Genomic DNA, 24,981 nt, shown 5'->3' with positions numbered 1-24,981 from the left:
ACGCTTATGGTACTGGGCCCCCGCCGCCTAGGTTAGAGTCGGCACGAAGCTACTATGCCCTCGGAGGGTGAAGCTTGGGGAAACTCGCCACATCCTCAGCCGCCGCTAGGGGCAGTGCCATAAACGAAGCGTTTGATGTTTTTCGTGAAGAACGAAATTTTTATCCTCACCGTTCGTCGAAAAATTGCTACCGTTCAAGCGAAGCGCGTTTTGCAACTTTTTCGATGCTTAATTAAGGATAAAAATTTCGTTTAGAAAAACATCTCCCGCGTAGTGTTGGCACTGTCCCTAGCGGCGGCGAAGAGCTGATTCGAATAAGGTTCCACTAACCAATAAACTGTAATTTATTTTATGCAAAAAGACCCATTGACTTCCGCTGGAATCAATAGGTCTTTTCCTATGCTTATTATTGTACGGGTACCATAATGATACTTATGGGCAGATTTGATGCGCCTGGCGGGGAATATTCAATCCATACGGATTGATCGGCACGATATACCCCTAAATCTGCCAGTTCCGCCGTTTTCGTCAAAACAACGATTCCCTTTTCACGCAATTCTTCCTGCTCCTGTGTTTCTGTTGGCGTTTTATCCCCAAAATAAACCCGCCCCTGCGGCGTTTGCAACATATCCGGGCCAACTTCGCCATACTTCATTCGCACGGCACCTGCATAAACACCACCTAACGGGCACAGGTAATACTGTACTTTGCAATCACCAGCAGTGGGAACCTGGATTCGATATACAATTCCATAATTCCCCTCATCCCTTACCACACTTCCATCGGTTGCATCAATTCCCTGACGATATTTGTCCCGCTTGTCATCAGCAACCGGAAAATACATAATCCCATCAACTTCCGGATGATATTCACGCGTTGAGGTCATGACCCGATTCATTCCGGTAAACGTCCCTCGTAAACATACGGCATCTTTGGGCAATACCGGCAAACTTCTCGACTCCGTAACCGGGTCTCCATAAGCATCGAGCATCAACACACTGACCTTCACCGGGTGATCCGCATAAAAATCATACATGCCCGACACCAGCTCTCCCGGCTGCAGCAACGTGGTATTCATATCCTCCTGCAAAAGTTTCGCCACGCCTTCACCCAAAACAATCTTTTGATCCATCGGCTGGCCGAAATACTGCATTTGTACCGCTTTGCCCACTTTCATATAGTGGTCACTCGGCGCGCCACTGCCTCCGCGAGTAATATGAATGGTATTGGTGCCTTCGTATTTATTCTCCAATACAACCGCTATTTTTTTCGGCTCACTCGTATTATTGAGATGATAATAGAGAACCCGCACATCTCCACTTACCGTATCTTGATATAAAATACCATTTTGTTCCACATACTCCGGACTATCAGAAAAGAGCAGGGTCCCGCCCTCGTCTTTGGATACCATGGGAATTTCATGCATGACATTGGACGGTTTTACCCAAGCTTCGGGGGCTGGTTTATTCTGACTGTTTAATATCGCCTGTATTCTTTCCTTGATATTCACGTTTTTTGTCGTCCCATTATTTTCCTTTACAGACTCCATGTGTACCACAGTTGTCCCCTTATGGCTCGTGGTACGATCCGAAGCCATCGCCGTCACTGGAATACAGCATAGCAATGCCGTGATCAAAGTTTTCCGCATTATTTGTCTTGCCTGGTAAATTGTCTTCACACCTTTCCCTTAGTGCTGATGTATCCCGAGCTTTGTCATAACCGCTGCCTTGAGTAAGCGAAGCTTAAATTCCATCAACCCAAAGCGTGGATGCGGGATGTTGGTCCGCTGTAACAGATACGGATTCGTATCAAACGTATTCAGGCCTGCATCGCCTGTCACCGCCGTAAGATATTCATTCTCTTTGAGCATCTCCGGCATTTCCGGTGAAACTTCTCCATTCGGATACGAGAACGAAAAAACCGTCCGTATCCCATTCCACTCCATCAGCAATTTAGAAAGTTTCATCTCTTCCAATTGTTTCTCGTGGTCCAAATGCGTCAACGGCTGATGATTGGCCGTATGGCTGCCAATTTCTACCCCACGGTCCTGCATCTCCCGTAACTCATCCCAAGTCAGGTAATTGGGCCGGCCGATGCTGTTGGTCGCCATATAGACGACTGCTTTCATATTATGCGCCTCGAGTATCGGCAGCATAGTCGTGTAGTTGTTTTCATAGCCGTCATCAAAAGACAGGATAATCGGCTTTTCCGGTAAATCCATTTTCCCTTTCTTCGCCTTCATGAATTCCAGGGGCGTGATAGTCGTATATCCCTGTTGCTGAAGATAATCGAGCTGCTGGCGAAAATCCTCTGGCGGTACATTATAAGTCCATCCCTCTTCAGGATCAACCTCAGCCACCATATGATACTCCAAAATGGGCACGCCCGTCGGCATTGGCCCCAACAGCAGCCAGCCCAGGAACAATAGCAGCAGCACCGCTGCTGCCAGTATGATTCGTTTGATTGAACGCAACAAAAATCCTTCTTCCTAAAATACTATTACCCGTCCGGCAGCTCCTCTGCCAATTCGCGCAATTTTCGCATACGGTGATTCATCCCCGATTTGCTGACACCAAGCATATCTGCTAGTTCGCTCAAGCTGGCATCTGGATGCTTTAGCCGCATTTCCGCAGTCACGCGCAATTTCGCCGGCAGCTTGACCGCCGCCTCCTGCAATCGCTTTATATACGCCAACTGCCGCCCTGCGGCATCCACTGTTTTTTGCAAATTGGCCGTCTCACAATTCACCAACCGATTGACCTGTTCGCGAACCTCTTTGACATTTCGGGCCACTTCAAAGGCTTCTACCGCCTCATCCGCCTGAATCATCGCCAAAAAATCCATGACCGCATCGCCCTCTTTCAAATAGACGACATAGTCCTCTTTTCGGTCCGTAAAACCGACAGGAAATCCCATGCGCTTTAAAAGTGTATTTAAAAGATTTCCCAAACCATAACTTCCCGTCACCAGTTCCAAATGATAACTGGCCTCTGGACGGTTCACACTGCCACCGCCTTGAAACGCTCCTCGCAGATACGCGACTCGGCAACAAGCTTTCTTCAACAGTGCCATATCCGTTGTCATATTGAGACTTTCATCCTGCAAGAACCCTAATTTTTCCAAGAGCTCCGCGACTGGCGGTGCTGGCACCACACGCACCGTATAATTGTTGTTTTTATTCAGCTGGCGGGAACGGCGCACCGTTATCTCCGTCCGGATATTGCCGCCTTCACTTTTCAACAACTGCAGCGTCTTACGGGCCACCGCAGCATTTTTCGTGGTGAAGTTCAACCCAAAGGTACGGCGCAAACCAAAGGTAATCGTTGCCCCCATGCGCAGTAGCGCCGCCAATTCTGCCGTGCGGCAGCAGCTCTGCTCGTAATTCAAGCGGGCCAGCTCATTTTTTACCTCCGTCGCAAATGACGGCATAGCAGCTCACTCCTATAATATCGTTTGCTCTCAATGATTTTTGACATCGAATCCCTTTAACGCACTGGGCTGAAGCCGGTAAACCATCTGCATGACACTTCGGGACAACTTGTCCGGATCATGGCGGATTACGTCTGTCTCATTGAGGATGTCCGCTTTGACAAAGCCTACGCCCAGGGCATTGATTGCCTCTTCGTCCACTTCGACCGGATAAGCGCCTTTCTTGGCATAAAAAGCCTGCAAATCCGACGAAATCGGGGTGCTGTTGACCAGCATATAATCAATAACCCCCTTGCCACCATGCTCGATAATCGCCTTGGCATGCATGGAAGCCGTGTAACCATCCGTCTCCCCCGGCTGGGTCATGACGTTGCAGATATAGATTTTCACGGCCTTGCTTTTGCGCAGTGCTTCAGCCACACCATCCACCAACAGATTCGGCATGATACTTGTATAGAGACTGCCCGGTCCTAAAATGATGGCATCCGCCGAAGTCAATGCATCCAGCGCCGATTGTACCGGCTGGACATGTTCTGGAAAAAGCCGTACCCGATGAATCCTTTTATGGACTTCCGGAATATTCGACTCACCTTCCACCACGGTACCGTCTTCCATGATGGCATCGAGTCGAACATGGTCCTTAGACGCTGGCAGTACCTGTCCTTTGACTGCCAAAACTTTCGACGATTCCTTTAACGCCTGCTCCACATCCCCTGTGACTTCATTCATCGCGGCAATAAAGAGATTGCCGAAGCTGTGGCCTGCCAATTCACTTTCCCCGCGAAAACGGTATTGGAATAATTTTTCCATCAGCGGCTCTGTATCAGCCAAAGCAACCAAACAGTTGCGCAAATCTCCCGGCGGAATGATTCCCAGCTCCTCGCGCAAACGCCCCGAAGAACCACCATCATCCGCCACGGTAACCACTGCCGTCACATTACTAGTAGCGGACTTGATTCCACGCAACAGTACCGATAAGCCATGACCGCCGCCCACCACGGTAACCGACGGTCCCTTGCCCAGGCGGCGTTTTTCATAAATGATATCCACCAGGCGTTCCGAATTATCCGGCAGCAGCACCGTGATGACCGAACGGATGACAAATCGGGTTGCCACGAGCATCAATACAGCTCCCAGAATTACCACAGCGATACCGATAAGCGTGGAAAACATATAATTATAGCTGCCCTTCCACAGATAAACGGCCCGGAAAATCGCCTCTTCGATATAGTCCAAGTATTTATAGTTAAAAATCAATGCCAACCCCAGGCTGACCAACATGACGCCAGCGGAAAAGAGCAGCAGCCATCGTTTGAATTTCATGCCGGGGTAAAGCCATTTCAATAAATGCATTTCCCTTTAACACTCCTCACGCACATGTTCGCGAACATCATTTTTCATGAGGTCACGATGCTCGAGCTTCACAGGATACCCTTTAGCCGCCAACCGGTCATAAACGTGTTTGGCCGTAAAGACACTGCGATGCATGCCGCCCGTACAGCCCACAGCCACTACCAACTGGCTCTTGCCCTCTTTGACATACTGCGGCACCAAAAAATCGAGCATCCCATCCAGATGCTTAAGGAACTCCTGCGTCACCGGCCACTTGGCAATGTATTCGGCAACCTCCGGAACAGCTCCACTCTTATGCCGCATCGATTCAATATAGAAGGGATTTGGCAGGAATCGCACATCCAAAACCAAATCAGCATCCAACGGCATACCGAACTTGAAGCCAAAGGACAGTACATTGATGCTCATCTGCTCGCCTTCGTTAGTCCCAAACAGCCGGTGTATCTTATCCCGTAGTTCAACCTTCTTAAGTTCTGAGGTATCAATGATATACGTTGCCTTAGCCCGGGCTGGTGCCAACCGCTCGCGTTCCTTGGCGATGCCATCCGAAATGCGCGAAGACGGTGCCATGGGATGACGGCGGCGCGTTTCCTTATAGCGGCGGATAATCACGGGATCGGATGCATCCATAAAGAGCATCTCGTACGGAACATCATCCCGGTCCATATCATCCAGCGTATGGATAAAGGTATCAAAGAATTCGCGGCTTCGCGTATCTACCACCAATACCACCTTGCCAACATGACCGCCCGCATGTTTGCAAAGTTCTACGAACTTTGGGATGAACACGGCGGGCAGATTGTCCACCACAAAATAGCCAAGATCCTCCATATAGCGGCAAGCCTGTGTTTTGCCACCGCCCGACATGCCAGTAACAATGACCAGCCGAAATTTATCTTCTTTATTTATCTGTTCCTCAACAGCTTCTAACTCATTATCCATCATTTCACCTTCTAGCCCAAAGATTGAATCCTATCTTATTTCTGATCCAAAACATAGCGGAACACCGCAGCTGCCCAGCCGTTTTCCTGGCAAGTGCCGGTCTCGTAATCACAGACCTTTTTGACCGCTGCTACAGCATTTCCCATTGCCACCGAATGACCAGCGGCCTTTAGCATCGGCAAATCGTTTTCTGCATCACCGATTGCCATGGTATCGGCAATCGATATGCCCAACCGCTCTGCCAGCTTGCGAATGCCTGCCGCCTTGCTGACTCCTGGATTGATGATTTCCGCATACTGCGCCTTAGAGCGCACCGGCGAAAGCACGTCACCAAACACCGTCCGCAGCTCCGCAATACGGGCATCCGTCTCTTCGGAACTATCGGTGATGGATAACAGCTTGCAAACCGCCTCCGTATGCTCCTTGAGGCCATCCCAGCCAACGGCATGTCCCTTAACGTGCTGGTCTGCTTCATATGCCTGCGCATATTGGTTTTCCTCCGCATAATACAGTTCATCCTGGCTGTAAATCTGCAGGTACCACTCCCGCTTGCGGCAGTAATCAATCACCCGGCACACGAGCTCCGGCTCCAGATAATTGCTATAAAGCACCTCACCAGCCACGGTTTTAATCAAAGCTCCATTGTAGGTAATGATCGGAACATCGACGCCCAGCGCCTTTGCCACAGGCAAAGCAGCCTTATACATACGGCCCGTGGCAATCGTCACCGTTACGCCGGCTTTCACCGCCGCCTGCGCGGCTGCTATATTTTCAGCCGATACCCGCTGACCACTGGGCAGCAGCGTACCATCTAAATCGGTCACAAAAAGCTTGATTGACATTTCTTTTCCTCCTCAATGCTGGGGACAAAATCTCAACCCTATTTTCTCACATCAGCAGAAAATTGCAAGTGGCTGACGCTTCTCCTTGAAAAAAGCTCTCTTATATAAGATAATAATACTACAAATAGAAATCAATGAGCCGGAAAGGACGTTTTCCCATGGAAAAGAAAGTAATTACCCATCAGTGCAGCTTCTGTAAGCGCACGATTAAAGTCCGTGACCAATACGATATGCCAATATATGACCCGAGCACCGGTTTTGCCATCTGCAAAAACTGCGTACGCGAAATCAATCACTTCCTGGATGAACACGAGGAAGCTGCTCAGCAAGAGGAATCCAAGGCTTTTGCCGGCCAGCTTGACGATATACTGGCCAAGAATAAACCGCATATCATTAAAGAGTATCTTGACGAATACATCATCAATCAAGACCGCGCCAAGAAAATCCTCTCGGTCGCAGTCTACAACCACTACAAGCGCATGAAATACGGCTATCTGAATGACGACGGCACCGAAATCGAAAAATCCAACGTCATCATGCTCGGTCCATCAGGCTGCGGCAAAACAGCTCTGCTCTCGCACCTGTCCAAACTGCTGGACATCCCCTTCGCCGTTACGGATGCATCGAGCCTCACCGAAGCCGGCTTTGTAGGCGCCGACGTAGAAGTCGCCGTCCGCAACCTTTACTACGCCGCTGACAAAGATATCGAAAAAGCCGAACACGGCATTATCTACCTCGATGAATTCGATAAGATTGCCCGCAAATCCGGTGCGAACAACTCGATTACGGCCGACCCGGGACATGAAGGCGTTCAACAGGCACTTTTGAAAATGCTCGAGGGCAGCGTCGTCGAATTCACCTCACGCGGTCAGCGAAAGCACCCGGAAGCTCCTACCATAAAGGTCGACACCCGTAACATCCTATTCATTGTCGGTGGTGCCTTTGTCGGCATCGACGATGTCATCGGCAAGCGTCTTTCCAAGACCAGCTCCATCGGATTTGGTGCCGACGTACAGGGAAAAGACGACAAACCAAAATTTGATGAGCTCATCCACAAGGTCCGTCCGGAGGATCTCATGCAGTACGGTATCATCCCGGAAATCATCGGACGTCTCCCAGTCATCTGCACCCTCGAAACACTCGACGAAGACGCTCTGCTGCGCATCCTGACCGAGCCCAAGAACGCCCCCGTCAAGCAATACGAAAAACTGCTGGCCATGGACAACGTCCAGCTGGAATTCCAAGAAGACGCCCTGCGCGCTGTTGCCCAAAAGGCCATTGAACGCAAAACTGGCGCCCGCAGCCTCAAGGGAATCATCGAAGACGTTATGCTTGACATCATGTTCGATATTCCAAAATCCGAGGAACCACGCAAGGTTATCATCACCAAAGACTGCATCGAAAACGGTGCCAAACCAGACGTAGTAAAACTCGATAAGTGATCAATCACCAAAAGAGCCGTTGACTCCATCAAAGTCAACGGCTCTTTTATATTCTCTAATTTTTGCCTTAAATATCCATCGGCACGATGTCTTCCTGTTTCATGAACTGCGACAGTTTCCAAATTCCTGCCATAACTTCTTGATAATTCTCCGGCGTCAACGACTGTGGGCCATCGGAAAGCGCCTTCGCGGGGTTCGGATGCACCTCCATCATCAATCCATCGGCGCCAGCGGCGATAGCCGCAAAAGCCATCGGTTTTACCATACGCCATTTGCCCGTTCCATGGCTCGGGTCGACGATAATTGGCAGATGGGAAAGATGTTTGACTGCCGCTACCGCACTGAGATCAAGCGTGTTGCGCGTATACGTCTCATACGTGCGAATGCCGCGCTCGCATAAAACGACGTTTGGATTGCCTTCATTCATGATATACTCTGCTGCATTGAGCCACTCATCAATCGTAGCGGCCAATCCCCGTTTCAGCAGAACCGGTTTGCCACAACGCCCTACTTCCTTGAGCAGGCCAAAGTTCTGCATATTCCGTGCCCCCACCTGAAGCATATCGGCGTATTCCGCTACGCCGTCAATGGCCTCGACCGTGGTCACCTCAGTGACTACCCGCAATCCAGTGAGCTCACGCGCTTCCGCCAAATATTTCAGCCCCTGCTCTTCCAACCCTTGGAACGAATACGGCGAAGTACGCGGCTTATAGGCACCACCGCGCAGGAATTGCGCCCCGGCCGCCTTGACGATTTTGGCCGCCTCAAACAACTGCTCCTTAGACTCGACGGCACATGGCCCCGCCATGACTACCGGTGTTCCATCGCCAATCTTCACCCCAGCGACATCGATAACGCTGCTCTGCGGATGAAACTCACGGCTGGCCAATTTATAACTTTTCGAGATGGACACCGTCTTTTCCACCCCTGGAAGCGCATCAATCGGCACGCTGGCCAATCTAGTCTTATCGCCAATGACCCCAACGATCTTCTGCTGACTGCCTTCCATGACCTTGGCCTCCAGCCCAGCTTCATTGACCACCTCAATAACGCCCTTGATCTCCGCTGCCGTCGCATCGACATTCATGATGATAACCATAGCTATACCTCTTTTCTTGTCTTTATTCTACTGTATAAACAGGAAATGTCCCCAAATTTTTGAGCCAGATACTCTTCTTCGCCACGGCATCAATTGACTCCTGCAAAGCTTTTTCGTCCGACGTATACTCCAAATCGAAAAAGAAGATATATGCCCCAAGCTCCGTTCGCGCTGGTCTTGATTCGATACGCGTCATGTTGATTCCCCGCTGAGCAAACTCCTTGAGCACATCATAAAGCGCACCGGCTTTCTGTCCATCAATCTGACAAATGATCAAGACCTTTTCCTTCGGAAGAACTGGCTTGCCGTTTCCACGGCGGCGAACCTGAAAAAATCGCGTGCAATTTGCCATATTGTCCTGAATCTCTGCCGCAATAGTGTGCAAACCGTTCAGCTCACCCGCCCGCGCCGTGCAGATAGCCGCCCAGCCGGATGCCGCGGATTCTGCCGCCACCAATTCCGCGGCCCGGGCCGTACTGGAAACCTTGACAATCTCTGCCTGCGGATAATGTTGCTGCAGATAGGCCCGACATTGGGAAATCGGCTGTGGATGCGAATACACACGCCGGACTGCCTCCGCCTCACATTTGGCCATCAACTGATTATGAACGGGCCAAATAAGCTCCCGGGCAACCTCTAACGTCTCACTGCGGGCCAAGGTATCCAACGTTATATTGATTGCTCCCTCCAGTGAATTTTCCACGGGAACCAGCGCCGTATCGAGTCGTCCTTCATCCACATCCTGAAGGCATTCAAAGAGGTCTGGGACTGTCACTAACTCATATGGTGTTTCCAGCCGCTCATTCAAATAGCTGGCAGCCGCCTCGCTATGAGTCCCCTTCGGGCCAAGCACTCCCATTCGTTTGCTCATTCCATCTCCTCCTGACCGGTCAGCGAATAAAAAAAAGCTCCATCCTCTAAAGGACGGAGCTTGATATATCGTCAATTCCTTTAAAATTGATAATATCATAACACAATACCTGTTAATCAGCAAGAGAAAAATACACTGTTACACGTTTTGTGTGTCAGTAAAACACAACTGTATCAAAAACTGTCTTTTAATTTTAGCAGATCTGGGCACAGATCCCCAATGGAACTGGACAAATCTTCCTTAGGCTGAAGAATGTCCAATACCGGCTGCATCGTCGCCCGAAACTTTTCATCATCCTGCATGAGAACTAGAATCGCGCTGGTATTAATAGCATCTGCCAAAGCCGTATGCTGAGTTCCTTCAAATTGATGATCCATCGCGCCCAAGGCGTGCTTGAGTGCCAAGCTGTTGTGAAGTCCCAAACGATTATCAAACTCCTGCTGTAAATCGACCCAGCGATCATCCAGCCATTTCACATCGAACGCTGGCAGCTTGAAACGGCACTCTTTTTTGAGTTGTTTGATATCCGACATACTCCAGGAATAGATTTTCGTTTCCGTATCCCCAATCCAATCCACGAAATTCTGGAAGCAGACCTCATAGGACTCTTGACCATCCACCATCGCCTGCGTAATCCCCGTAAGATTGGTAATGTGTTTTTTTATCGGGCCATAGGCGGGAGCTACATAACACTGAAACTCTGCTTCCTGCGCAAAATTTTCATCGAGACGCACTGCACCAAACTCGATGACTTCTTCATTCATCTTGCGGCGCACATCGCGGAATTCCCGGCTCACTGGATTCATTTCCAAGTCTACGACCACGTATTTCATCTGTATCCCCCGTACTTTCTGTCGATTACTTCTTCTCTTTTATTCTACGTGATTCCTCCGTTTTCTTCAATAGGATTCTATGCTATCATAAAAGAGATTTCCCTAGGACAGAAAGGAAAACCCATGAAAAATTACCGCTTATACTTATTTGATTTTGACTATACACTCGTCAATTCCGAATCCGCTATTCTAAAATGTTTTCACATTGCTCTTGAAAAAACTGGCTGGCCACAGCGCAACGATGAGGAAATCCGCCGCACCATCGGCCTTCCCATGCTGGATGCGATAAAAGAAATCATCCAGTCCCAGGATGAAGGAAAAGCTCGTGCTTTCCTGGATGTCTACAAACTAGAAGCTGACCGCTACATGACCGCCGGCACCCACTTCTTCCCGCATACCCTCACGACGCTGCGGGCCCTGCGCGAAAAGAATGCCAAGATTGGCATTATCTCCAGCAAGACCCGCCACCGCATCCAGGAAAAATTTGATATCGACGGGGTATCAGAACTCATCGACCGCATAATCGGCAGCGATGACGTCATAGCACATAAACCAGCTCCAGAGGGAATACTAAAAGCCCTGGACTACTTCCAAATTTCCAAGGACCAGGTACTCTACACCGGCGACAGCTACGTCGATGCCGGGGCTGCCCAAAACGCCGGCGTTGATTTCGCCGCCGTAACCACAGGCACCACCAGCGCTGAAGTATTTCAAACGTATCCGCATGTCAAAATCATGCAGGATATTCAGGAATTAATGGATTAAAACAAAAAGAGGCCACATGAGGCCTCTTTTTTTATCAAGATTACATTAACATGCTGGCAGCTGCACCACGGCTGTGGTTGTTAAGCCCGCCAAGTGCGCCAACCGTCTGCTGGCTAAGGCTTTGCAGCCCCTGTTTGATGGCAAACAGGGCCATCTGCTCCTGGGTATTGGCACTGGCCAGATTAACGGATTCCTTCGCAATATCCGTGCCATCCATCGTCGTTGCCGTAGCTTCAAGATTTTCCTGCGTCGTCGTATAATTCGAAGACTGATAGGTGAGTCCCTGCTGAGCTGCACCGATGCTGGTCGCCTGATCCGTAGCCGCATTCAGTGCACTGTCGACTTTATCGAGCGCATCGCTAATGGAGGAAGCATCCGTTAAATCAATGGTGCTCTTCCCCTCACTGTCCGTAAGGCCAAGACCATAGGATGTCATATTGCCCAAATTCACCGTGTTATAGCCGTTCTCGCCAGCTACCGTCAACGACTGCGTGCCATCCAGCAAACGCTTGCCGTTGTAAGTTACCGAGGCATTGTCATCAATAGAAGCGATCGTCTGCTCCACCGATTTCTGCAACGCAGCGCGATCGGTGTTCGCATTGGTACCATTGGCTGCTTCCAGCAGTGTGGAGCGAAGAGACGTCAGATTGCTGACCGTCTCATTGACTGCCCCTGCAGCCGTAGACAACATGGAATTTGCTGTCTGCGAATTGCTATTGGACTGAGATACTGCCCCGATATTGGAGTACGTGCGCTGAATAATCGCGTAATCGGACGGACCGTACGACGCACTAGGATGCGAAGAGCCCGTAGCAATCTTTTGAATGCTGCTGCTCTGCGCACCGTGAACCTTATTCAGCGAATTGAGTGAGCTGTTAAGCCCATTCATAATGCCGGTAATGCTCATACGCATTCTCCTTTCTCTTCATTTCCCAAGACCTTATCCGAGAGCTGCCGATTTCGGCGTATTCTCTCCCACTTACATTATATAAGAAAACCTATCCCCTCTGCAATATGGCAAAAATATTATTCATGAATTCTTGCATTTCCGTCAAAAAAATGCTACACTATAGAAGTCGATGCGGGTATAGTTCATCGGTAGAATGCCAGCTTCCCAAGCTAGAGAGGTGGGTTCGATTCCCATTACCCGCTCCAAATCGAAATTTTAGCTCCATGGCGTTCGCCATGGAGTTTTTTGTTACCATTTTTGGAGGTACTATTATGCGTTTTCGTCGTTCCCTATTGGCTGCATCGATTACCTGCAGCCTGCTAGTTGTTAGCTTTCCATCAGCTGTCACCGAGGCAGCCTCTGCTTCCCCTCAGGTTGCCAACACCCCAGTAGCCAATCGCACGCTGCCGGGACGTCCGGATTTTTCCCAGGAAATGCCCCGGGACATCAATAAAAAAGCCATCACTCAGGTTCAGTGGAAACTGGCACCAGCCTTTGACTCTCCTATGATGACCGTAGACGCAGCTCCTGATACGATTTCAATCATGGGGCCGGCTGAAGCTACGCAGGAACAGATGATAAGCTTCATAAAAAAGCACAATGCCAAACCAAAACTAACCTGCAGCGTCGAAGATATTGTAAACTATTACTATCAGGAAGCCGGCCGCGAAGGCATCCGTCCAGATGTTGCCTTATGCCAGGCGATAAAAGAAACCGGCTTTTTTGGGTACGGCGGTGACGTTTCGCCCACACAGAACAACTTCTGCGGCCTCGGTGCCACCGGCAATCATGAGCCTGGCCACAGTTTTGCCACGGCACAGCTCGGCGTCCGCGCACATATTCAGCACCTGCTAGCTTACACCCGCGTGGAAAAACCATCCATCACGATTGTAGACCCCCGTTATTGGCATGTAGTCCGCAACCGCCCGGATCTCCACGGCAAAGTCTTCAAATGGACAGGGCTTAACGGCGCTTGGGCGGTTCCCGGCAAAAACTACGGCCAGGAAATCCTAAGTCTCTGGCGTCAGGCCCAGGCTCCGGATGCCTCCGATGCCGCCCTCGATGCCGGCAACCGCAAAGTCAAGAGTGCTCCCGATGAAGCCTCCTCCTACATCTATCGCGGTATTGTCTGGTATAACCGCGGCGACTACACCGCCGCTCTCAAAGATTTCTCCCAAGCGCTGGTATTTGCCCCGCAATCCAGTGAGGCACACTACGATCATGCAATCACGGCCACTCGGCTGGGCAACAAAAAACTGGCCCGCAAAGACTACGATACGCTGCTAGAAATCGCCCCCACCCTCAACCAAGGCTGGTTCAATCGCGGCCTAATGCGCTTTGAAGCCAAGGACTACGACGGCGCTATCGCCGACATGGAGCAGTTGCTGCAGATTGAAGACCGTTCTGCTGACGCCCGTAACTTGATTGGCGTCGCCCATATCCAGCAAAAGAAATATAACGAGGCCTGGAAGGACTTCGGGCAGGCCGCAGCCATCAATTCGGCCAATATGAATGTCCTTGCCAATCAGTTCATCATGGAAGCTTGTCTCAAAAAATAATTGTTTTTTCTTGTTTCTTCTGAAGCATTCGACCAAGCTTCCCAAAATCTATTGAACCGGCACATCTCCTATGATAGGCTGAACACAACAACGATAAAAGGAGATGTCATGATGTATTTTCTCGGTTTTGATGTCGGCGGCAGCAGCGTAAAGTTTGCCGTCCTTGATGAAAGTGGCCAATTTTATGACCACGGTTTTTTTCGGACTCCCGAAACACTGGAAGACTTCTACACCCAGCTGGCGATCGCTAAAAACAAGCTAGCCGAACGGTATACACTTGCCGGCATCGGTTTTTCCATGCCCGGTGCCGTAAACGGAAAAACTGGCATAATCGGCGGCAGCAGCGCCCTTCCCTATATCCATGACTTCCCCATCCTGCAGGCATTGCAAGAGCGGCTGGGACTGCCTGCCGCGATGGAAAACGATGCCAACTGCGCTGCTTTAGGCGAAGTTTGGACTGGAGCGGGCAAAGATTACCAGGATGTTGCCTTTTTTGTTCTTGGCACCGGTGTTGGCGGCGCCCTCGTCCATAATAAGGAAATCATCCATGGCGCTCATCTTCACGGTGGTGAATTCGGCTACATTTATGTAGCCGAACGCAAAAACATTTTGAGCGAAAGCGGCTGTTCCGGTGCACTGGTCCGCCAACTGGCCAACGACCGGCAGATTCCGGCCGGCGAACTGGACGGGCAAAAAATTTACGCGATGGCAGAAGCCGGCGACAAAGACGCGCAACGCTACATCGAAAACATGTATGAATATCTGGCCCGCGCCATTTACAACATCCAGTACATCTTCGATCCAGAAGTATTTCTGCTCGGCGGTGCGATCAGTACCCGCACGGATTTGATTCCCAATATTGAGAAACATCTCGACAACATCATCCAGGAAGCCGAAGTGGCCCGCATCCGTCCTCATATCCTTGCCTGCCAGCACGGAAACGACGCCAACCTCCTCGGAGCCATTTCCAACCTCATGACAAAACACCATTTTTAAACAACAAGAGCCTGCCACGGCTGACCGCGGCAGGCTCTTTGCTTATCACTCTTCCGGTACGGAAAGCAGCCCCAGCTGCTGCATGACTTCCTGTACTTTTTCCATATTGATCGGTTTTGATGCATAGGCATCACAACCACAGTTAAATGCCTGATCCACATAGTCCACATCGGCAATGGCCGTCATCATAATGACTTTCATGCGCTGTTCCGGCGGAACCTTATACTGCTGCTCCAAACCACGGATAACCTTCAACACCTTGAAACCGTCAACTTTTGGCATCATAATATCCAAACAGATCAAGTCATATGGCTCCTTCTGCTTCATGGCTTCCAAGATCAAATCCAGCGTCTCCATCCCGTCAGCTGCCGAATCGCAGATGCCATAATCCTTCATGAATTCTTCCATAAAAGACCGACTGAGCCGATCATCTTCTGCAATCAGTATCTTCATGGTCTTTCCTCCACCTTGAGAACCTTCCCTATCTCACTAGCCTCCAGCTTATGCCGGCAATACTGCATAAGCCTTGCCACCTCATCTTCATCGTCATGCAGCTTCGGTCGTTCAGATTTACCGACGGATTTTATTCCAGGCGCACGTTCGCTTCGCGCTGCATCGCGCTGCCGCTCCCATTCCCTGCTGGCGGTCTCATCCACCATCGTCACGATGATTTGTTTGCCGGCCGGCCCCTTAGCCTGCGATACCCCCATCTTTATCCACATTGCCCGATTATGCCGGACACTGTGCATAAGCACCATAAACTCACTACTAAAAGTATCCTCCATGATGGCCGCTTCAATGTTATTGCGGACAGGACAATGGCGGCAGCTCCCGCCATGCCCACAACCATGTTCCAAACTGTTTTCACAGTAAAAGGCATCACCAAACTGAAGTCCCATACATTCTACCCAAGTAGTTTCCATGATATCCAGCCCTTGACGGTCGATATCGACAATTTCGCCCGCTTCATTTAAAATGCATCGTCCAACCGTAACCGCCGAGAAAACAGCTCGTTTATCCGTCTGAAATAGGTTTATATCCTCGCCCATCTCTATTGCCCTCCCAGCCTCAACTGCATCGATAATAAAACTCCTGCTAACTTAATCATACAACAAACGCCAGAGGTTGTATAGCTTGGTATGATCGCCTGCCTATCCTTGTTGGAAATCCCTTGTTGAAAATGGCTTTCGGACTTTATTTCCGAGACGTGCAAATATTTTTAGGCGTAAAAAACACCGGACGAATGGCCCGGTGTTTTGCGGAATATCCTCTTACCACCTAAACTTACCAATATCGTTCTGCATATCGCCGGCCATCTTCGCCAACGCCTGCGAAGCAGCGGCTATTTCCTCATTCGAAGCAGACTGTTCCTGCGTTGCCGAGGATATCGTCTGCGTATCATTCGCGGTCTTACGGCTAATCGTATCGATATTATCCACGGCCTCGACAATATGACCAGCCCCTTCGGTAACCGTCTTAACCGAGGTATTGATTTCTTCCATCTGGCTGTTGATTCCATTAACCATCTGCAGAATATCCGCAAATTGCGCACCTACTTCACGAATAGCCGTCGTACCAGACTGTACTTCATCCGACCCGGAACGCATCGACTCAACTGCTGCTATCGTATCCTTCTGGATCGAGTCAATTCGCGCTTTAATCTGCTCAGCCGACTCTTGCGACTCTGCCGCAAGTTTACGGACCTCTTCTGCAACCACCGCAAACCCTCGACCATGCTCGCCAGCACGAGCGGCCTCGATCGCTGCATTCAGCGACAATAGGTTCGTCTGCTCCGCTATGGAAGAGATTGCCTCGACGATCTGACCAATTTGCTGACTGTTCTCACCTAATTTCTTGACCACATCAGCCGATTCCATAACACTGTTTTCGATATACCCCATTCGGGCTATCGCCTGTTCCATGAGTTCTGAACCTTTATGTGCCGCCTTCGCCGTGTTTTCCGAAGTCTCGGATACTACTTTAGCCTTCTCTGCCATCGTGGTAATATCCGTGAAAACCGTATCGACATTCTTCTTGGCCCCATCGATATCCTGCAGCTGTGTCTCCATGCCCATGGAAACCTCGCCTACAGTCTCAGCAACATGAACCGAAGCATCTGCAGATTGCTGTGCATTAGCCGTAAGTTCCTCTGAAGATGCCGCCACTTGCTCAGCGGTTGTTGCCATACTGGTAATCAACTTGCGAAGATTACCACTCATTACATTGAACGCATTGGTCAGCGATCCAATCTCATCGGCAGTTTTCACCGGCAAATCTTCCAACCGAAGATCTCCTTGCGCCAGTTTAGTGGCATGTTCTTCAAGGCCCACAATGGGCACTGTGATTGCCTTAGCAAAGAGCAAACATGCCGACATGGTAATCAAAAGCCCTAAAATCGTCAGCACACCATATACCAGCCGCAAATGATGTAATGAGGCAAACACGAAATCAGTTGGCACCGCCAATCCTATGAGCCAGCCCGTAGTAGGTACCGTTTGGTATGCATAAACATAATCTTCTCCACGAATGTTTACTTCAAAGAAGCCATCTCCCTTTTTAATCATTTCATCAAAATGACTCCCCAGTCCATCAACATCCTTGAAATTTGTCAAAGGTTCCTCCGGCCCTGCGGACGCCAACATCCGGCCATCTTTATCCAAAATGGCCCCAATACCCTCACCATGGTACTTGATATCTTGAATTTGTTCCTTCAAGACATCAAGCGATATATCAGTACAAATCGCACCAATAAAGTGGCCGTCAGCTTTTATCGGTGCAGCTGCTGATACGATTAAACCACCTGTTGTCGTATCCTTATACGCACCCGTAAAAATTGTCTTATCGGCCGATTTAGCCAACTGATACCAAGGGCGGCTGGACGGATCCACCTGCCCAGTCCGCTCACCACCAATAAAGCCAAAGAAATACCCGTCTTGCAAACCTACCGTTTGATCCAAAATTTCCGAATCGGCTCCAGTCATCCCCACAGCCTCTTTCGTCTTTATCTTTTCCATATCCCCATTAAGACCGGTCATATAGGTAGCATTTGCCGTTGCAAAAGTTTTTTTCCCTTGCAGCCAGCCATCTAAGCGATTTGCCTTCGCAATAACCGAGGATCGCAAACCACTGTCAACACTTTCCCGTAAATCATTGCTTGCTGTATAGTACCCAATAACAGATACGATTGCCATAAGCAATCCCATCGTACCTGCCAGCAATAAGAATTTTTGTTTCAGCCTCATAGTTCTCCCCCTTTTCGTTATAGTTACCAATAATTACTTTTTATAGCGATTGTTTTCCATACTTTTCTTTGACGTAACTATTCGCTGCCTATTTTACTTCTCCTGCCAGGAAAACAAAAAATCCTGTCCACTGCTTGGGACAGGATTTTTATCTTTCTATTTTTCATCCGACTCGGTTACTCGTCCTGATTCGGATTTGTCAGCTTCGCATAGAGCTCCTCAAACCGCTTGGTTATCTCTGCATGCGTGTCTTTGGTAATCTGCGGCATCTCATCATCGCCAATCGCATCTTTCCAGACAATACCCGCCTGTTTGAATCCTTCTTCCACTGCCGCCTGCATGGCTTTAAGCTTCTCAGGATCACCGCCGGCAATAGTAGAGGCCATATCAAAAATACGCGTTGCCACCGCATCAACGGAATATTCACCACCATCACTGATTGCTGCCTGTGCCTCTTCAGGTGTCGTACCAACTGGCGGCAGGGCAAACTTATCCGTACCAAAGAGGATACCCTCAAAATTCAGCGCACCAATCCCCTGATCGAGCCAACCCTGAAGTTTGGCATTCTGCTCGGTCATCGTCTTGATCATTAGCTGATAGCTCTTCTGGATTCCATCTTTGAGCGCATCCACCTGCTCAGACGTCATGCCCTTTAGCGCCCCCGATGCTTTCTGCGCACTAGCAGAGATATCAATGCTAAAGGCCTCGCTTGTCGTCGTCGTGGTAGTCAGATTTTTCTCGGCATCCGTCGTAGTCGACGTTGTGGTTTTCTTGTAGCTTGCACTCAACGCAGCCGTCTGCTGGGAAAGTGAAGCAATTCCTTTGACATCCATGTTCGCTTCCTCCTTATGCTATTAACTTGCACCTATACATATCAGAGTAAAGTATTCCTATTTATATTATCCATGAAACCACAAGAAAAAGCAAGCAGAAAATCAACCATTTCCTGCTTGCTTTTTGCTATTCCGTCACGCGAATTTAACCGAATGAATTACCTTGTACCCCTTCGCCTCAATCTGTTTCTTTATGCCATCATCCTCCGGGAGATCTCCACGAATGACGATTTCGTAACTTCCATCCGCCTGTTTGCAAGTCACCAGACTGTCAATGGACAAGCCGTTTTTCGCGAAAATCCCTGAGATGTCATTGACCACGCCCACTTTATCATCGACCAGCACGGTAAGCCGCGTCTTTCCTGCCTTGAGTTCCATAACATCGACAAAGGTTTTGAAAATATCCGTCTCGGTAATAACGCCAACTACCGCCCCAACACTGGAAACGACCGGCAATCCACCAAGTTTCTTATCATACATGATAAGCGCGGCTTCCTCAATAGTCGCATCCTCCTGAACCGATACGACATTTTTGTTCATGATATCTGCTACCTTCAACTTGGCCAGCAACGACACTTCTTCATAGCGCGATAATGTCGTTGCCGGCGACGGTGCCACGCGCATGAGATCTTTATCGCTGCAGAAGCCTACCAATTTTCCCTCATCAACAACTGGCAGCCGACGAAAATGTCCCTTCTTCATTGCCGTAATCGCATCATCCACCGATGCCTCCGGTGCAATGGTTACAGGATTCTTCGTCATACGATTTGCAACAAACATAGTTATAGCCTCCGTTTCTGTACCTGAAAACTGTATATTTCCGCTTCAAATCATTAACCGCCAAGATAAGCCTTGCGAACATCTTCACTAGCTGCGAGTTTCCGGGCATCCCCCGAAAGTGTTATCCGCCCCGTTTCCAATACATAGGCCCGGTTTGCAATCGAAAGCGCCATATTCGCATTTTGTTCTACTAACAGCACCGTAGTGCCTGCTTTATTGATATCTACGATAATGTTGAAGATTTCTTTGATGAGCAGTGGCGCCAAGCCCATCGACGGCTCATCAAGCAGCAGCAGCTTGGGCCGGCTCATAAGCGCACGCCCCATCGCCAGCATCTGCTGCTCACCGCCAGACAGCGTCCCCGCAATCTGGTCCTTGCGCTCTTCAAGGCGTGGGAACAACTCAAATACATGCTTGATATCCGCTTTGATTCCCTCTTTATCCTTGCGGGTAAAGGCTCCAAGATCGAGATTCTCCATGACGGACATCTCGGCAAAGATGCGACGCCCCTCCGGTACCTGACTAATCCCACTATGAACGATTTCGTGTGCCTTGCTGCCAGCAATATTGTTGCCAGCGAAGGTAATCGTGCCGGACTTTGGCTTCAAAAGTCCCGAAATCGTGCGAAGCGTCGTCGACTTTCCCGCGCCATTAGCCCCGATAAGCGTGACAATCTCGCCTTGATTAACCTCCAGACTGATTCCCTTAATCGCATGGATGGCACCATAATAGACATTCAAGTCCTTCAATTCCAGCAATTTGCCCATTATGCCTCGCCTCCCAAATATGCCCGGATAACCTCTGGGTCATTCTTAATAACATCCGGCGTTCCCTGTGCGATAATCATGCCATACTCCAATACATAAATGCGCTCACAAATCCCCATGACCAGACTCATATCATGCTCAATCAAAAGAATCGTCAACCCAAATTCCTTGCGAATCCAGGAAATCATCTCCATGAGTTCTTTTGTTTCCTGCGGATTCATGCCAGCCGCCGGCTCGTCAAGCAGCAGCAGTTTCGGTTTAGCAGCGAGCGCTCGCGCAATCTCCAGCCGCCGCTGGGCTCCATACGGAAGATTCTTCGCCAATTCATCGGCTTTATCTTCCAGGTGGAAAATCTTCAAAAGCTTCAAAGCTTCTTCTTCAATCTTTTCCTCTTCGGAAAAGTACCTGCCCATACGGAATACCGATTCGAGCAAACCGTATTTGACATGGAAATGGAACGCAATCTTGACATTCTCGAGGACCGTAAGCTCGGAAAACAGCCGGATATTCTGAAACGTGCGGGCAATCCCGCGCTGGGTAATCTGATACGGCTTCAACCCGACAATGCTCTTGCCATCGAAGTGAATCTCACCAGTAGTCGGCTGATAGACACCGGTAATCAAGTTAAAAGCTGTTGTCTTGCCAGCACCATTCGGCCCGATGAGGCCGACCAACTCTCCCTTGTTGATATGGAAATTAAAATCCGAAACTGCCTTGAGGCCGCCAAACACTTCAGACACATCGGTCGCCTTGAGTAATTCCTTAGCCATTAGCGCGGCCCCCTTTCTTGAAAATTTTGCGGAAGATACTCATATTGGTAACTTCCATGTAACCAAACAGGCCCTGTGGACGATAGAACATCATCAAAATCAACGCCAATGCATAGATAATCATGCGGAATTCCGGCCAGCTGGCAAGTGCCGCTGAAATAAAGGTAACGACAAAGGCACCAGCAATCGACCCCGTAATCGAGCCCAAACCGCCCATAACTACCATGATAAGATAGTTAAACGACTGCATGAACGTAAAGGAATTCGGACTGATGAGATAAAAGCAGTGCGCAAACAAGACGCCAGCCATGCCAGCAAAGGCAGCACCAATGGTAAACGCCATAATCTTATATTTCGTCGTATTGACTCCCATCGATTCCGCGGCAATCTCATTCTCACGGATCGCGAGGCACGCACGCCCCTGATTCGAATTCACGAAATTCTTGATGAAGAACAGAGCAAACAACATGATGAAAAACACCCAGGCAAAGGTAGTGTGATGCGGAATGCCCTTGAAGCCTGCAGCACCACCCACATAATCAATGTTCATGATTACGATGCGGATAATCTCCCCGAGCCCCAGCGTAGCGATAGCCAGATAGTCACCGCGCAGCCGCAAGGTCGGAATACCGATCAGGAACCCCAGGATACCCGCAGCCACAGCGCCAGCTGCTAGGGCCGCTAAGAACGGTAGATGGAAATTCGTCGTGAGCACAACGCCCACATAGGCACCGACAGCCATAAAGCCCGCATGTCCCAAGGAAAATTGGCCCGTATACCCATTGATAAGATTGAGGCTCACCGCCATAATAACATTAATGCCTACAATCAACAGATTGAGCTGCCAGAAGGAACTCAAGATACGGCCTGCGATAAGTCCTTGAAGCACCGCGAACAAAACTACGGCGAAGCCAATCATGATGAAGTCATTTTTGCGTAAATATTTCATGAAGCTCCCCCCTTAGACCTTTTCTTTCGTATTTTTGCCAAAAATCCCCGTCGGCTTGAACAGCAGCACGAGAATCAAAATGGCAAAGGCCGCCGCATCGCGGAAGGTCGAGGACACAAATCCCGACACAAACGCCTCGACAATACCGAGAATCAAACCACCGACCACAGCTCCCGGCAAAATACCGATACCACCGAGGACGGCGGCAACGAAGGCCTTGAGGCCCGGCATGATGCCCATGAGCGGGTCAATGGAATTATAGTAGACACCGACCAATACACCGGCCACAGCCGCCAGCGCCGAGCCAATGCCAAAAGTAATGGAAATAATGCGGTCCGAATCAATACCCATGAGCTGCGCCGTCTCCGTGTCAAACGAAGCCGCCCGCATAGCTTTCCCCGTTTTGGTTCTGTGAACCACATAAGTAAGTACAATCATTAAGATGGTGGTAATGCCGAGAATCAGCATCTGCTGCCCATTGATGACAATACCGCCCAATTCGATGGCTACATCGCCAAAAAGTGCCGGGAACGTACGCGGCGTCGGCGATACAAAGTACATACTCGTGTACTCCAAGAAAAACGAAACACCGATTGCCGTAATGAGCACCGAAATACGCGGTGCATGGCGAAGGGGCTTATAGGCCAGTTTCTCCACCACCATACCGAGAATACCAGTAACCACAAACGAGATAATCAGCGCGGGTACGATTGATAAATGTGCCTGCGTAATCGCATAAAATCCGATATAAGCACCCACCATATAAATATCGCCATGAGCGAAGTTGATGAGCTTGATGATACCGTAAATCATCGTATAGCCTAACGCAATCAGCGCATAAATGCTGCCCAGCGAAATGCCATTGACGAGCTGCTGCAGGACCTGGTGCGTAACTTCCATAATTTTCCTCCTTATTATCATAGAGTCCATCCTTGAAGGACATCCTACGATAGTACAAAAGGCCGCATCACTGCGGCCCCCTGATTCTGCCTTATTCGCTCAATCACTCAGCATCCGGCATGATTTTAGCAACCATGACGCGGTCGCCGTTCTTGTTCTCCAGGATGACTGCCTGCTTGATTGGGTTATGGTGTTTATCCATCGTGATGGTACCCGTACCAACCTTGAGGTCCTTGGTCTGCTCCAATGCCTCGCGAATCTTCTCTGGGTCATCGCTGCCGGCACGTTTGATTGCATCAGCCAGCATCTTACCGGCATCATAGCCAAGTGCTGCAAACACATTCGGTGCATGTCCATACTCTTTCGTGAACGCATCGACAAAGCCCTTTACCTCAGCATCTTTATCCGAATAATGCGTGCTGAAGAAGGTATTGTTCAAGGCATCCGCACCAGCAATATCGGCTACCTTAGAATCATCCCAGCCATCCGTACCGAGGAACGGCTGTTTAAAGCCAAGCTCACGCGCCTGTTTTACGATTTTGCCAACTTCCTCATAGTAAGCCGGAACGAATACGACATCCGCATTGGCCGTTTTGAGCTTCGTCAAAGCAGCTTTGAAATCCTGATCTTTGGCCAGGAAGGCTTCTTCCATCAGCACCTTGCCGCCAGCAGCTTCGAATTTCTCCTTGAATACTTTGCCCAGGCTCTTGGAATAATCGGAGCTGTTATCGACATAAATGACTGCCGTCTTAGCTTTGAGTTTCTCTGTCGCAAATTTTGCCATAACCGAACCCTGCTGCGGGTCGATGAAGCAGCTGCGGAATACGAAAGGTTTTACCTGACCATTTTCCACCGTTACATCCGGGCTCGTTGCATCCGGTGCAATGATTGGAATCTTGTTATCGGTTGCCACCTGCGATTCAGCAATGACGTTTGCCGTTACAGCTGGTCCAACGATAACCTTTACCTTATCATCGGAAATCAGCTTCGTTGCCGCATTGACAGCCTCCGATGCTTCGGATTTATTATCAGCCGAAACGACTTTGATTTTCTTGCCATTGACACCACCAGCATCATTGATTTCCTTGATAGCCAGATTGAAACCATCGAGCGTTGCCTGACCATAGTTAGCAACATTCCCCGTGCACTCAAAGTTTGCACCGACCTTGATTTCATCTGCACTGCCTTCATCACCACAACCGGCAAATACACTGCCCATGAGCATCGTACCAGCAACTACACTCATGAGTTTCAAGCTTTTCTTGCTGAAATTCATATGAATTCCTCCCTTGTCTCTCATTCGTTGTCCGTAAAACAATCAACGATGGAACTAATTATAGTTTACATGTTTACAAAAGTCAATGTATACATGTAAAATTCAGCCATATTATTCACCCATTTGTCCTTCACCCAAAAACTGGTCTGGGAAAATCTTCTGTTATGTATCATTTATACGGTATACATGGATTAAAAGTACAATATTGTTGTGATGATGATATTTGTTGTTTTGTTTATCTATATTAGACACTTAACCATAAAAGTCCTGCCTGAAAAGAAAAAAGAGGCTGTAAAATTACAGTTTGCAGGTTACACGAATCTCATTCGAAGCAACTCTTCGCCGCCGCTAGGGGCAGTGCCAACACTACGCGGGAGATGTTTT

General features: G+C 49.3%; 24 protein-coding genes and 1 tRNA gene. 5 read left to right on the top strand and 20 right to left on the bottom strand.

Annotation, left to right across the window (positions count from 1 at the left end):
• Window positions 1-406 precede the first annotated feature (406 nt).
• Genes T504_RS0110220 through T504_RS0110195 form a run of 6 tightly spaced genes read right to left on the bottom strand, consistent with a single transcriptional unit; the run spans window position 407 to window position 6,566 of the window.
• Window positions 407-1,648, bottom strand: coding sequence for a hypothetical protein (locus T504_RS0110220; protein WP_072022733.1), 1,242 nt, complete (start codon window positions 1,646-1,648; stop codon window positions 407-409).
• Window positions 1,649-1,687: 39 nt separating this feature from the next.
• Window positions 1,688-2,473 carry a polysaccharide deacetylase family protein gene (locus T504_RS0110215; RefSeq protein WP_231473896.1) on the bottom strand — a complete coding sequence of 262 codons (786 nt, stop codon included), beginning with the start codon at window positions 2,471-2,473 and terminating at the stop codon, window positions 1,688-1,690.
• Between the two features lie 26 nt (window positions 2,474-2,499).
• A complete protein-coding gene (whiA, locus tag T504_RS0110210; protein WP_033170981.1) occupies window positions 2,500-3,429 on the bottom strand; it encodes a DNA-binding protein WhiA in 930 nt (309 codons plus the stop codon).
• Between the two features lie 30 nt (window positions 3,430-3,459).
• Entirely contained in the window at window positions 3,460-4,782 is a 1,323-nt protein-coding gene (yvcK, locus tag T504_RS0110205) for a gluconeogenesis factor YvcK family protein (protein ID WP_033170980.1), read from the bottom strand.
• 6 nt (window positions 4,783-4,788) lie between these two features.
• The gene (gene rapZ, locus T504_RS0110200; protein WP_173664090.1) at window positions 4,789-5,724 is read right to left on the bottom strand and encodes an RNase adapter RapZ; all 936 of its coding nucleotides are present in this window, start codon (window positions 5,722-5,724) and stop codon (window positions 4,789-4,791) included.
• Between the two features lie 35 nt (window positions 5,725-5,759).
• A complete protein-coding gene (locus T504_RS0110195) occupies window positions 5,760-6,566 on the bottom strand; it encodes a Cof-type HAD-IIB family hydrolase (RefSeq protein ID WP_033170979.1) in 807 nt (268 codons plus the stop codon).
• Window positions 6,567-6,724: 158 nt separating this feature from the next.
• On the opposite strand from T504_RS0110195, the gene clpX reads away from it, so the two are divergent.
• Window positions 6,725-8,008: an ATP-dependent Clp protease ATP-binding subunit ClpX gene (clpX, locus tag T504_RS0110190; protein WP_033170978.1), complete on the top strand. Its 1,284-nt coding sequence runs from the start codon at window positions 6,725-6,727 to the stop codon at window positions 8,006-8,008.
• A 67-nt stretch (window positions 8,009-8,075) separates the two neighbouring features.
• Here clpX and aroF read toward each other — a convergent pair whose 3' ends face one another.
• From aroF to T504_RS0110175, 3 genes are all read right to left on the bottom strand, one after another.
• A complete protein-coding gene (gene aroF / locus T504_RS0110185; protein WP_033170977.1) occupies window positions 8,076-9,107 on the bottom strand; it encodes a 3-deoxy-7-phosphoheptulonate synthase in 1,032 nt (343 codons plus the stop codon).
• Between the two features lie 22 nt (window positions 9,108-9,129).
• Window positions 9,130-9,978 (bottom strand): prephenate dehydratase, encoded by an 849-nt coding sequence (gene pheA, locus T504_RS0110180; protein ID WP_033170976.1) that lies wholly within the window; start codon window positions 9,976-9,978, stop codon window positions 9,130-9,132.
• A gap of 173 nt (window positions 9,979-10,151) precedes the next feature.
• A complete protein-coding gene (locus T504_RS0110175; protein ID WP_033170975.1) occupies window positions 10,152-10,811 on the bottom strand; it encodes a 3'-5' exonuclease in 660 nt (219 codons plus the stop codon).
• Window positions 10,812-10,934: 123 nt separating this feature from the next.
• On the opposite strand from T504_RS0110175, the gene T504_RS0110170 reads away from it, so the two are divergent.
• Window positions 10,935-11,576 (top strand): HAD family hydrolase, encoded by a 642-nt coding sequence (locus T504_RS0110170; protein ID WP_033170974.1) that lies wholly within the window; start codon window positions 10,935-10,937, stop codon window positions 11,574-11,576.
• A 40-nt stretch (window positions 11,577-11,616) separates the two neighbouring features.
• On the opposite strand, the gene T504_RS0110165 is transcribed toward T504_RS0110170, so the two are convergent.
• The gene (locus tag T504_RS0110165; RefSeq protein ID WP_051635325.1) at window positions 11,617-12,483 is read right to left on the bottom strand and encodes a flagellin; all 867 of its coding nucleotides are present in this window, start codon (window positions 12,481-12,483) and stop codon (window positions 11,617-11,619) included.
• Between the two features lie 174 nt (window positions 12,484-12,657).
• On the opposite strand from T504_RS0110165, the gene T504_RS0110160 reads away from it, so the two are divergent.
• The 3 genes from T504_RS0110160 (at window position 12,658) to T504_RS0110150 (ending at window position 15,080) form a co-directional block, all read left to right on the top strand.
• Window positions 12,658-12,731 (top strand) — tRNA-Gly (locus T504_RS0110160).
• A gap of 66 nt (window positions 12,732-12,797) precedes the next feature.
• Window positions 12,798-14,084: a tetratricopeptide repeat protein gene (locus tag T504_RS0110155; RefSeq protein ID WP_033170984.1), complete on the top strand. Its 1,287-nt coding sequence runs from the start codon at window positions 12,798-12,800 to the stop codon at window positions 14,082-14,084.
• 111 nt (window positions 14,085-14,195) lie between these two features.
• Window positions 14,196-15,080 carry an ROK family protein gene (locus tag T504_RS0110150; RefSeq protein WP_033170973.1) on the top strand — a complete coding sequence of 295 codons (885 nt, stop codon included), beginning with the start codon at window positions 14,196-14,198 and terminating at the stop codon, window positions 15,078-15,080.
• A gap of 45 nt (window positions 15,081-15,125) precedes the next feature.
• On the opposite strand, the gene T504_RS0110145 is transcribed toward T504_RS0110150, so the two are convergent.
• The 10 genes from T504_RS0110145 to T504_RS0110100 form a co-directional block, all read right to left on the bottom strand.
• Entirely contained in the window at window positions 15,126-15,533 is a 408-nt protein-coding gene (locus tag T504_RS0110145) for a response regulator (protein WP_033170972.1), read from the bottom strand.
• Window positions 15,530-16,129, bottom strand: a complete 600-nt coding sequence (locus T504_RS0110140) for a hypothetical protein (RefSeq protein WP_033170971.1) — start codon at window positions 16,127-16,129, stop codon at window positions 15,530-15,532. Before T504_RS0110140 ends, T504_RS0110145 begins: the two co-directional genes overlap by 4 nt.
• 222 nt (window positions 16,130-16,351) lie before the next feature.
• Complete coding sequence (locus T504_RS0110135) at window positions 16,352-18,322, bottom strand: methyl-accepting chemotaxis protein (RefSeq protein ID WP_033170970.1); 1,971 nt, start codon at window positions 18,320-18,322, stop codon at window positions 16,352-16,354.
• Between the two features lie 176 nt (window positions 18,323-18,498).
• Window positions 18,499-19,155, bottom strand: coding sequence for a hypothetical protein (locus T504_RS0110130; RefSeq protein WP_051635324.1), 657 nt, complete (start codon window positions 19,153-19,155; stop codon window positions 18,499-18,501).
• A gap of 135 nt (window positions 19,156-19,290) precedes the next feature.
• Window positions 19,291-19,935, bottom strand: coding sequence for a CBS and ACT domain-containing protein (locus T504_RS0110125; protein WP_033170969.1), 645 nt, complete (start codon window positions 19,933-19,935; stop codon window positions 19,291-19,293).
• A gap of 53 nt (window positions 19,936-19,988) precedes the next feature.
• Window positions 19,989-20,702 (bottom strand): ABC transporter ATP-binding protein, encoded by a 714-nt coding sequence (locus tag T504_RS0110120; protein WP_033170968.1) that lies wholly within the window; start codon window positions 20,700-20,702, stop codon window positions 19,989-19,991.
• Window positions 20,702-21,472, bottom strand: a complete 771-nt coding sequence (locus tag T504_RS0110115; protein WP_033170967.1) for an ABC transporter ATP-binding protein — start codon at window positions 21,470-21,472, stop codon at window positions 20,702-20,704. Before T504_RS0110115 ends, T504_RS0110120 begins: the two co-directional genes overlap by 1 nt.
• The gene (locus tag T504_RS0110110) at window positions 21,465-22,421 is read right to left on the bottom strand and encodes a branched-chain amino acid ABC transporter permease (RefSeq protein ID WP_033170966.1); all 957 of its coding nucleotides are present in this window, start codon (window positions 22,419-22,421) and stop codon (window positions 21,465-21,467) included. The genes T504_RS0110115 and T504_RS0110110 overlap by 8 nt, the downstream gene beginning before the upstream one ends.
• 12 nt (window positions 22,422-22,433) lie before the next feature.
• Window positions 22,434-23,321, bottom strand: coding sequence for a branched-chain amino acid ABC transporter permease (locus T504_RS0110105; RefSeq protein ID WP_033170965.1), 888 nt, complete (start codon window positions 23,319-23,321; stop codon window positions 22,434-22,436).
• Window positions 23,322-23,424: 103 nt separating this feature from the next.
• Window positions 23,425-24,597 carry an ABC transporter substrate-binding protein gene (locus tag T504_RS0110100; protein ID WP_033170964.1) on the bottom strand — a complete coding sequence of 391 codons (1,173 nt, stop codon included), beginning with the start codon at window positions 24,595-24,597 and terminating at the stop codon, window positions 23,425-23,427.
• Between the last annotated feature and the right edge of the window lie 384 nt (window positions 24,598-24,981).

Origin of the sequence: Selenomonas sp. ND2010, from assembly GCF_000702005.1 — a bacterium.
Classification (GTDB): domain Bacteria; phylum Bacillota; class Negativicutes; order Selenomonadales; family Selenomonadaceae; genus Selenomonas_A.
Note: the sequence above shows the minus strand (reverse complement) of the source record. Positions and strands in the feature narration are given on the sequence as shown.

Excerpts from the sequence above, each read along its gene's own strand:
- T504_RS0110220 (WP_072022733.1), bottom strand. The coding sequence starts at position 1,648 with ATGCGGAAAACTTTGATCACGGCATTGCTATGCTGTATTCCAGTGACG.
- whiA (WP_033170981.1), bottom strand. The coding sequence starts at position 3,429 with ATGCCGTCATTTGCGACGGAGGTAAAAAATGAGCTGGCCCGCTTGAAT.
- yvcK (WP_033170980.1), bottom strand. The coding sequence starts at position 4,782 with ATGCATTTATTGAAATGGCTTTACCCCGGCATGAAATTCAAACGATGG.
- rapZ (WP_173664090.1), bottom strand. The coding sequence starts at position 5,724 with ATGGATAATGAGTTAGAAGCTGTTGAGGAACAGATAAATAAAGAAGAT.
- T504_RS0110195 (WP_033170979.1), bottom strand. The coding sequence starts at position 6,566 with ATGTCAATCAAGCTTTTTGTGACCGATTTAGATGGTACGCTGCTGCCC.
- clpX (WP_033170978.1), top strand. The coding sequence starts at position 6,725 with ATGGAAAAGAAAGTAATTACCCATCAGTGCAGCTTCTGTAAGCGCACG.
- aroF (WP_033170977.1), bottom strand. The coding sequence starts at position 9,107 with ATGGTTATCATCATGAATGTCGATGCGACGGCAGCGGAGATCAAGGGC.
- pheA (WP_033170976.1), bottom strand. The coding sequence starts at position 9,978 with ATGAGCAAACGAATGGGAGTGCTTGGCCCGAAGGGGACTCATAGCGAG.
- T504_RS0110175 (WP_033170975.1), bottom strand. The coding sequence starts at position 10,811 with ATGAAATACGTGGTCGTAGACTTGGAAATGAATCCAGTGAGCCGGGAA.
- T504_RS0110170 (WP_033170974.1), top strand. The coding sequence starts at position 10,935 with ATGAAAAATTACCGCTTATACTTATTTGATTTTGACTATACACTCGTC.
- T504_RS0110165 (WP_051635325.1), bottom strand. The coding sequence starts at position 12,483 with ATGAGCATTACCGGCATTATGAATGGGCTTAACAGCTCACTCAATTCG.
- T504_RS0110155 (WP_033170984.1), top strand. The coding sequence starts at position 12,798 with ATGCGTTTTCGTCGTTCCCTATTGGCTGCATCGATTACCTGCAGCCTG.
- T504_RS0110150 (WP_033170973.1), top strand. The coding sequence starts at position 14,196 with ATGTATTTTCTCGGTTTTGATGTCGGCGGCAGCAGCGTAAAGTTTGCC.
- T504_RS0110145 (WP_033170972.1), bottom strand. The coding sequence starts at position 15,533 with ATGAAGATACTGATTGCAGAAGATGATCGGCTCAGTCGGTCTTTTATG.
- T504_RS0110140 (WP_033170971.1), bottom strand. The coding sequence starts at position 16,129 with ATGGGCGAGGATATAAACCTATTTCAGACGGATAAACGAGCTGTTTTC.
- T504_RS0110135 (WP_033170970.1), bottom strand. The coding sequence starts at position 18,322 with ATGAGGCTGAAACAAAAATTCTTATTGCTGGCAGGTACGATGGGATTG.
- T504_RS0110130 (WP_051635324.1), bottom strand. The coding sequence starts at position 19,155 with ATGGATGTCAAAGGAATTGCTTCACTTTCCCAGCAGACGGCTGCGTTG.
- T504_RS0110125 (WP_033170969.1), bottom strand. The coding sequence starts at position 19,935 with ATGTTTGTTGCAAATCGTATGACGAAGAATCCTGTAACCATTGCACCG.
- T504_RS0110120 (WP_033170968.1), bottom strand. The coding sequence starts at position 20,702 with ATGGGCAAATTGCTGGAATTGAAGGACTTGAATGTCTATTATGGTGCC.
- T504_RS0110115 (WP_033170967.1), bottom strand. The coding sequence starts at position 21,472 with ATGGCTAAGGAATTACTCAAGGCGACCGATGTGTCTGAAGTGTTTGGC.
- T504_RS0110110 (WP_033170966.1), bottom strand. The coding sequence starts at position 22,421 with ATGAAATATTTACGCAAAAATGACTTCATCATGATTGGCTTCGCCGTA.
- T504_RS0110105 (WP_033170965.1), bottom strand. The coding sequence starts at position 23,321 with ATGGAAGTTACGCACCAGGTCCTGCAGCAGCTCGTCAATGGCATTTCG.
- T504_RS0110100 (WP_033170964.1), bottom strand. The coding sequence starts at position 24,597 with ATGAATTTCAGCAAGAAAAGCTTGAAACTCATGAGTGTAGTTGCTGGT.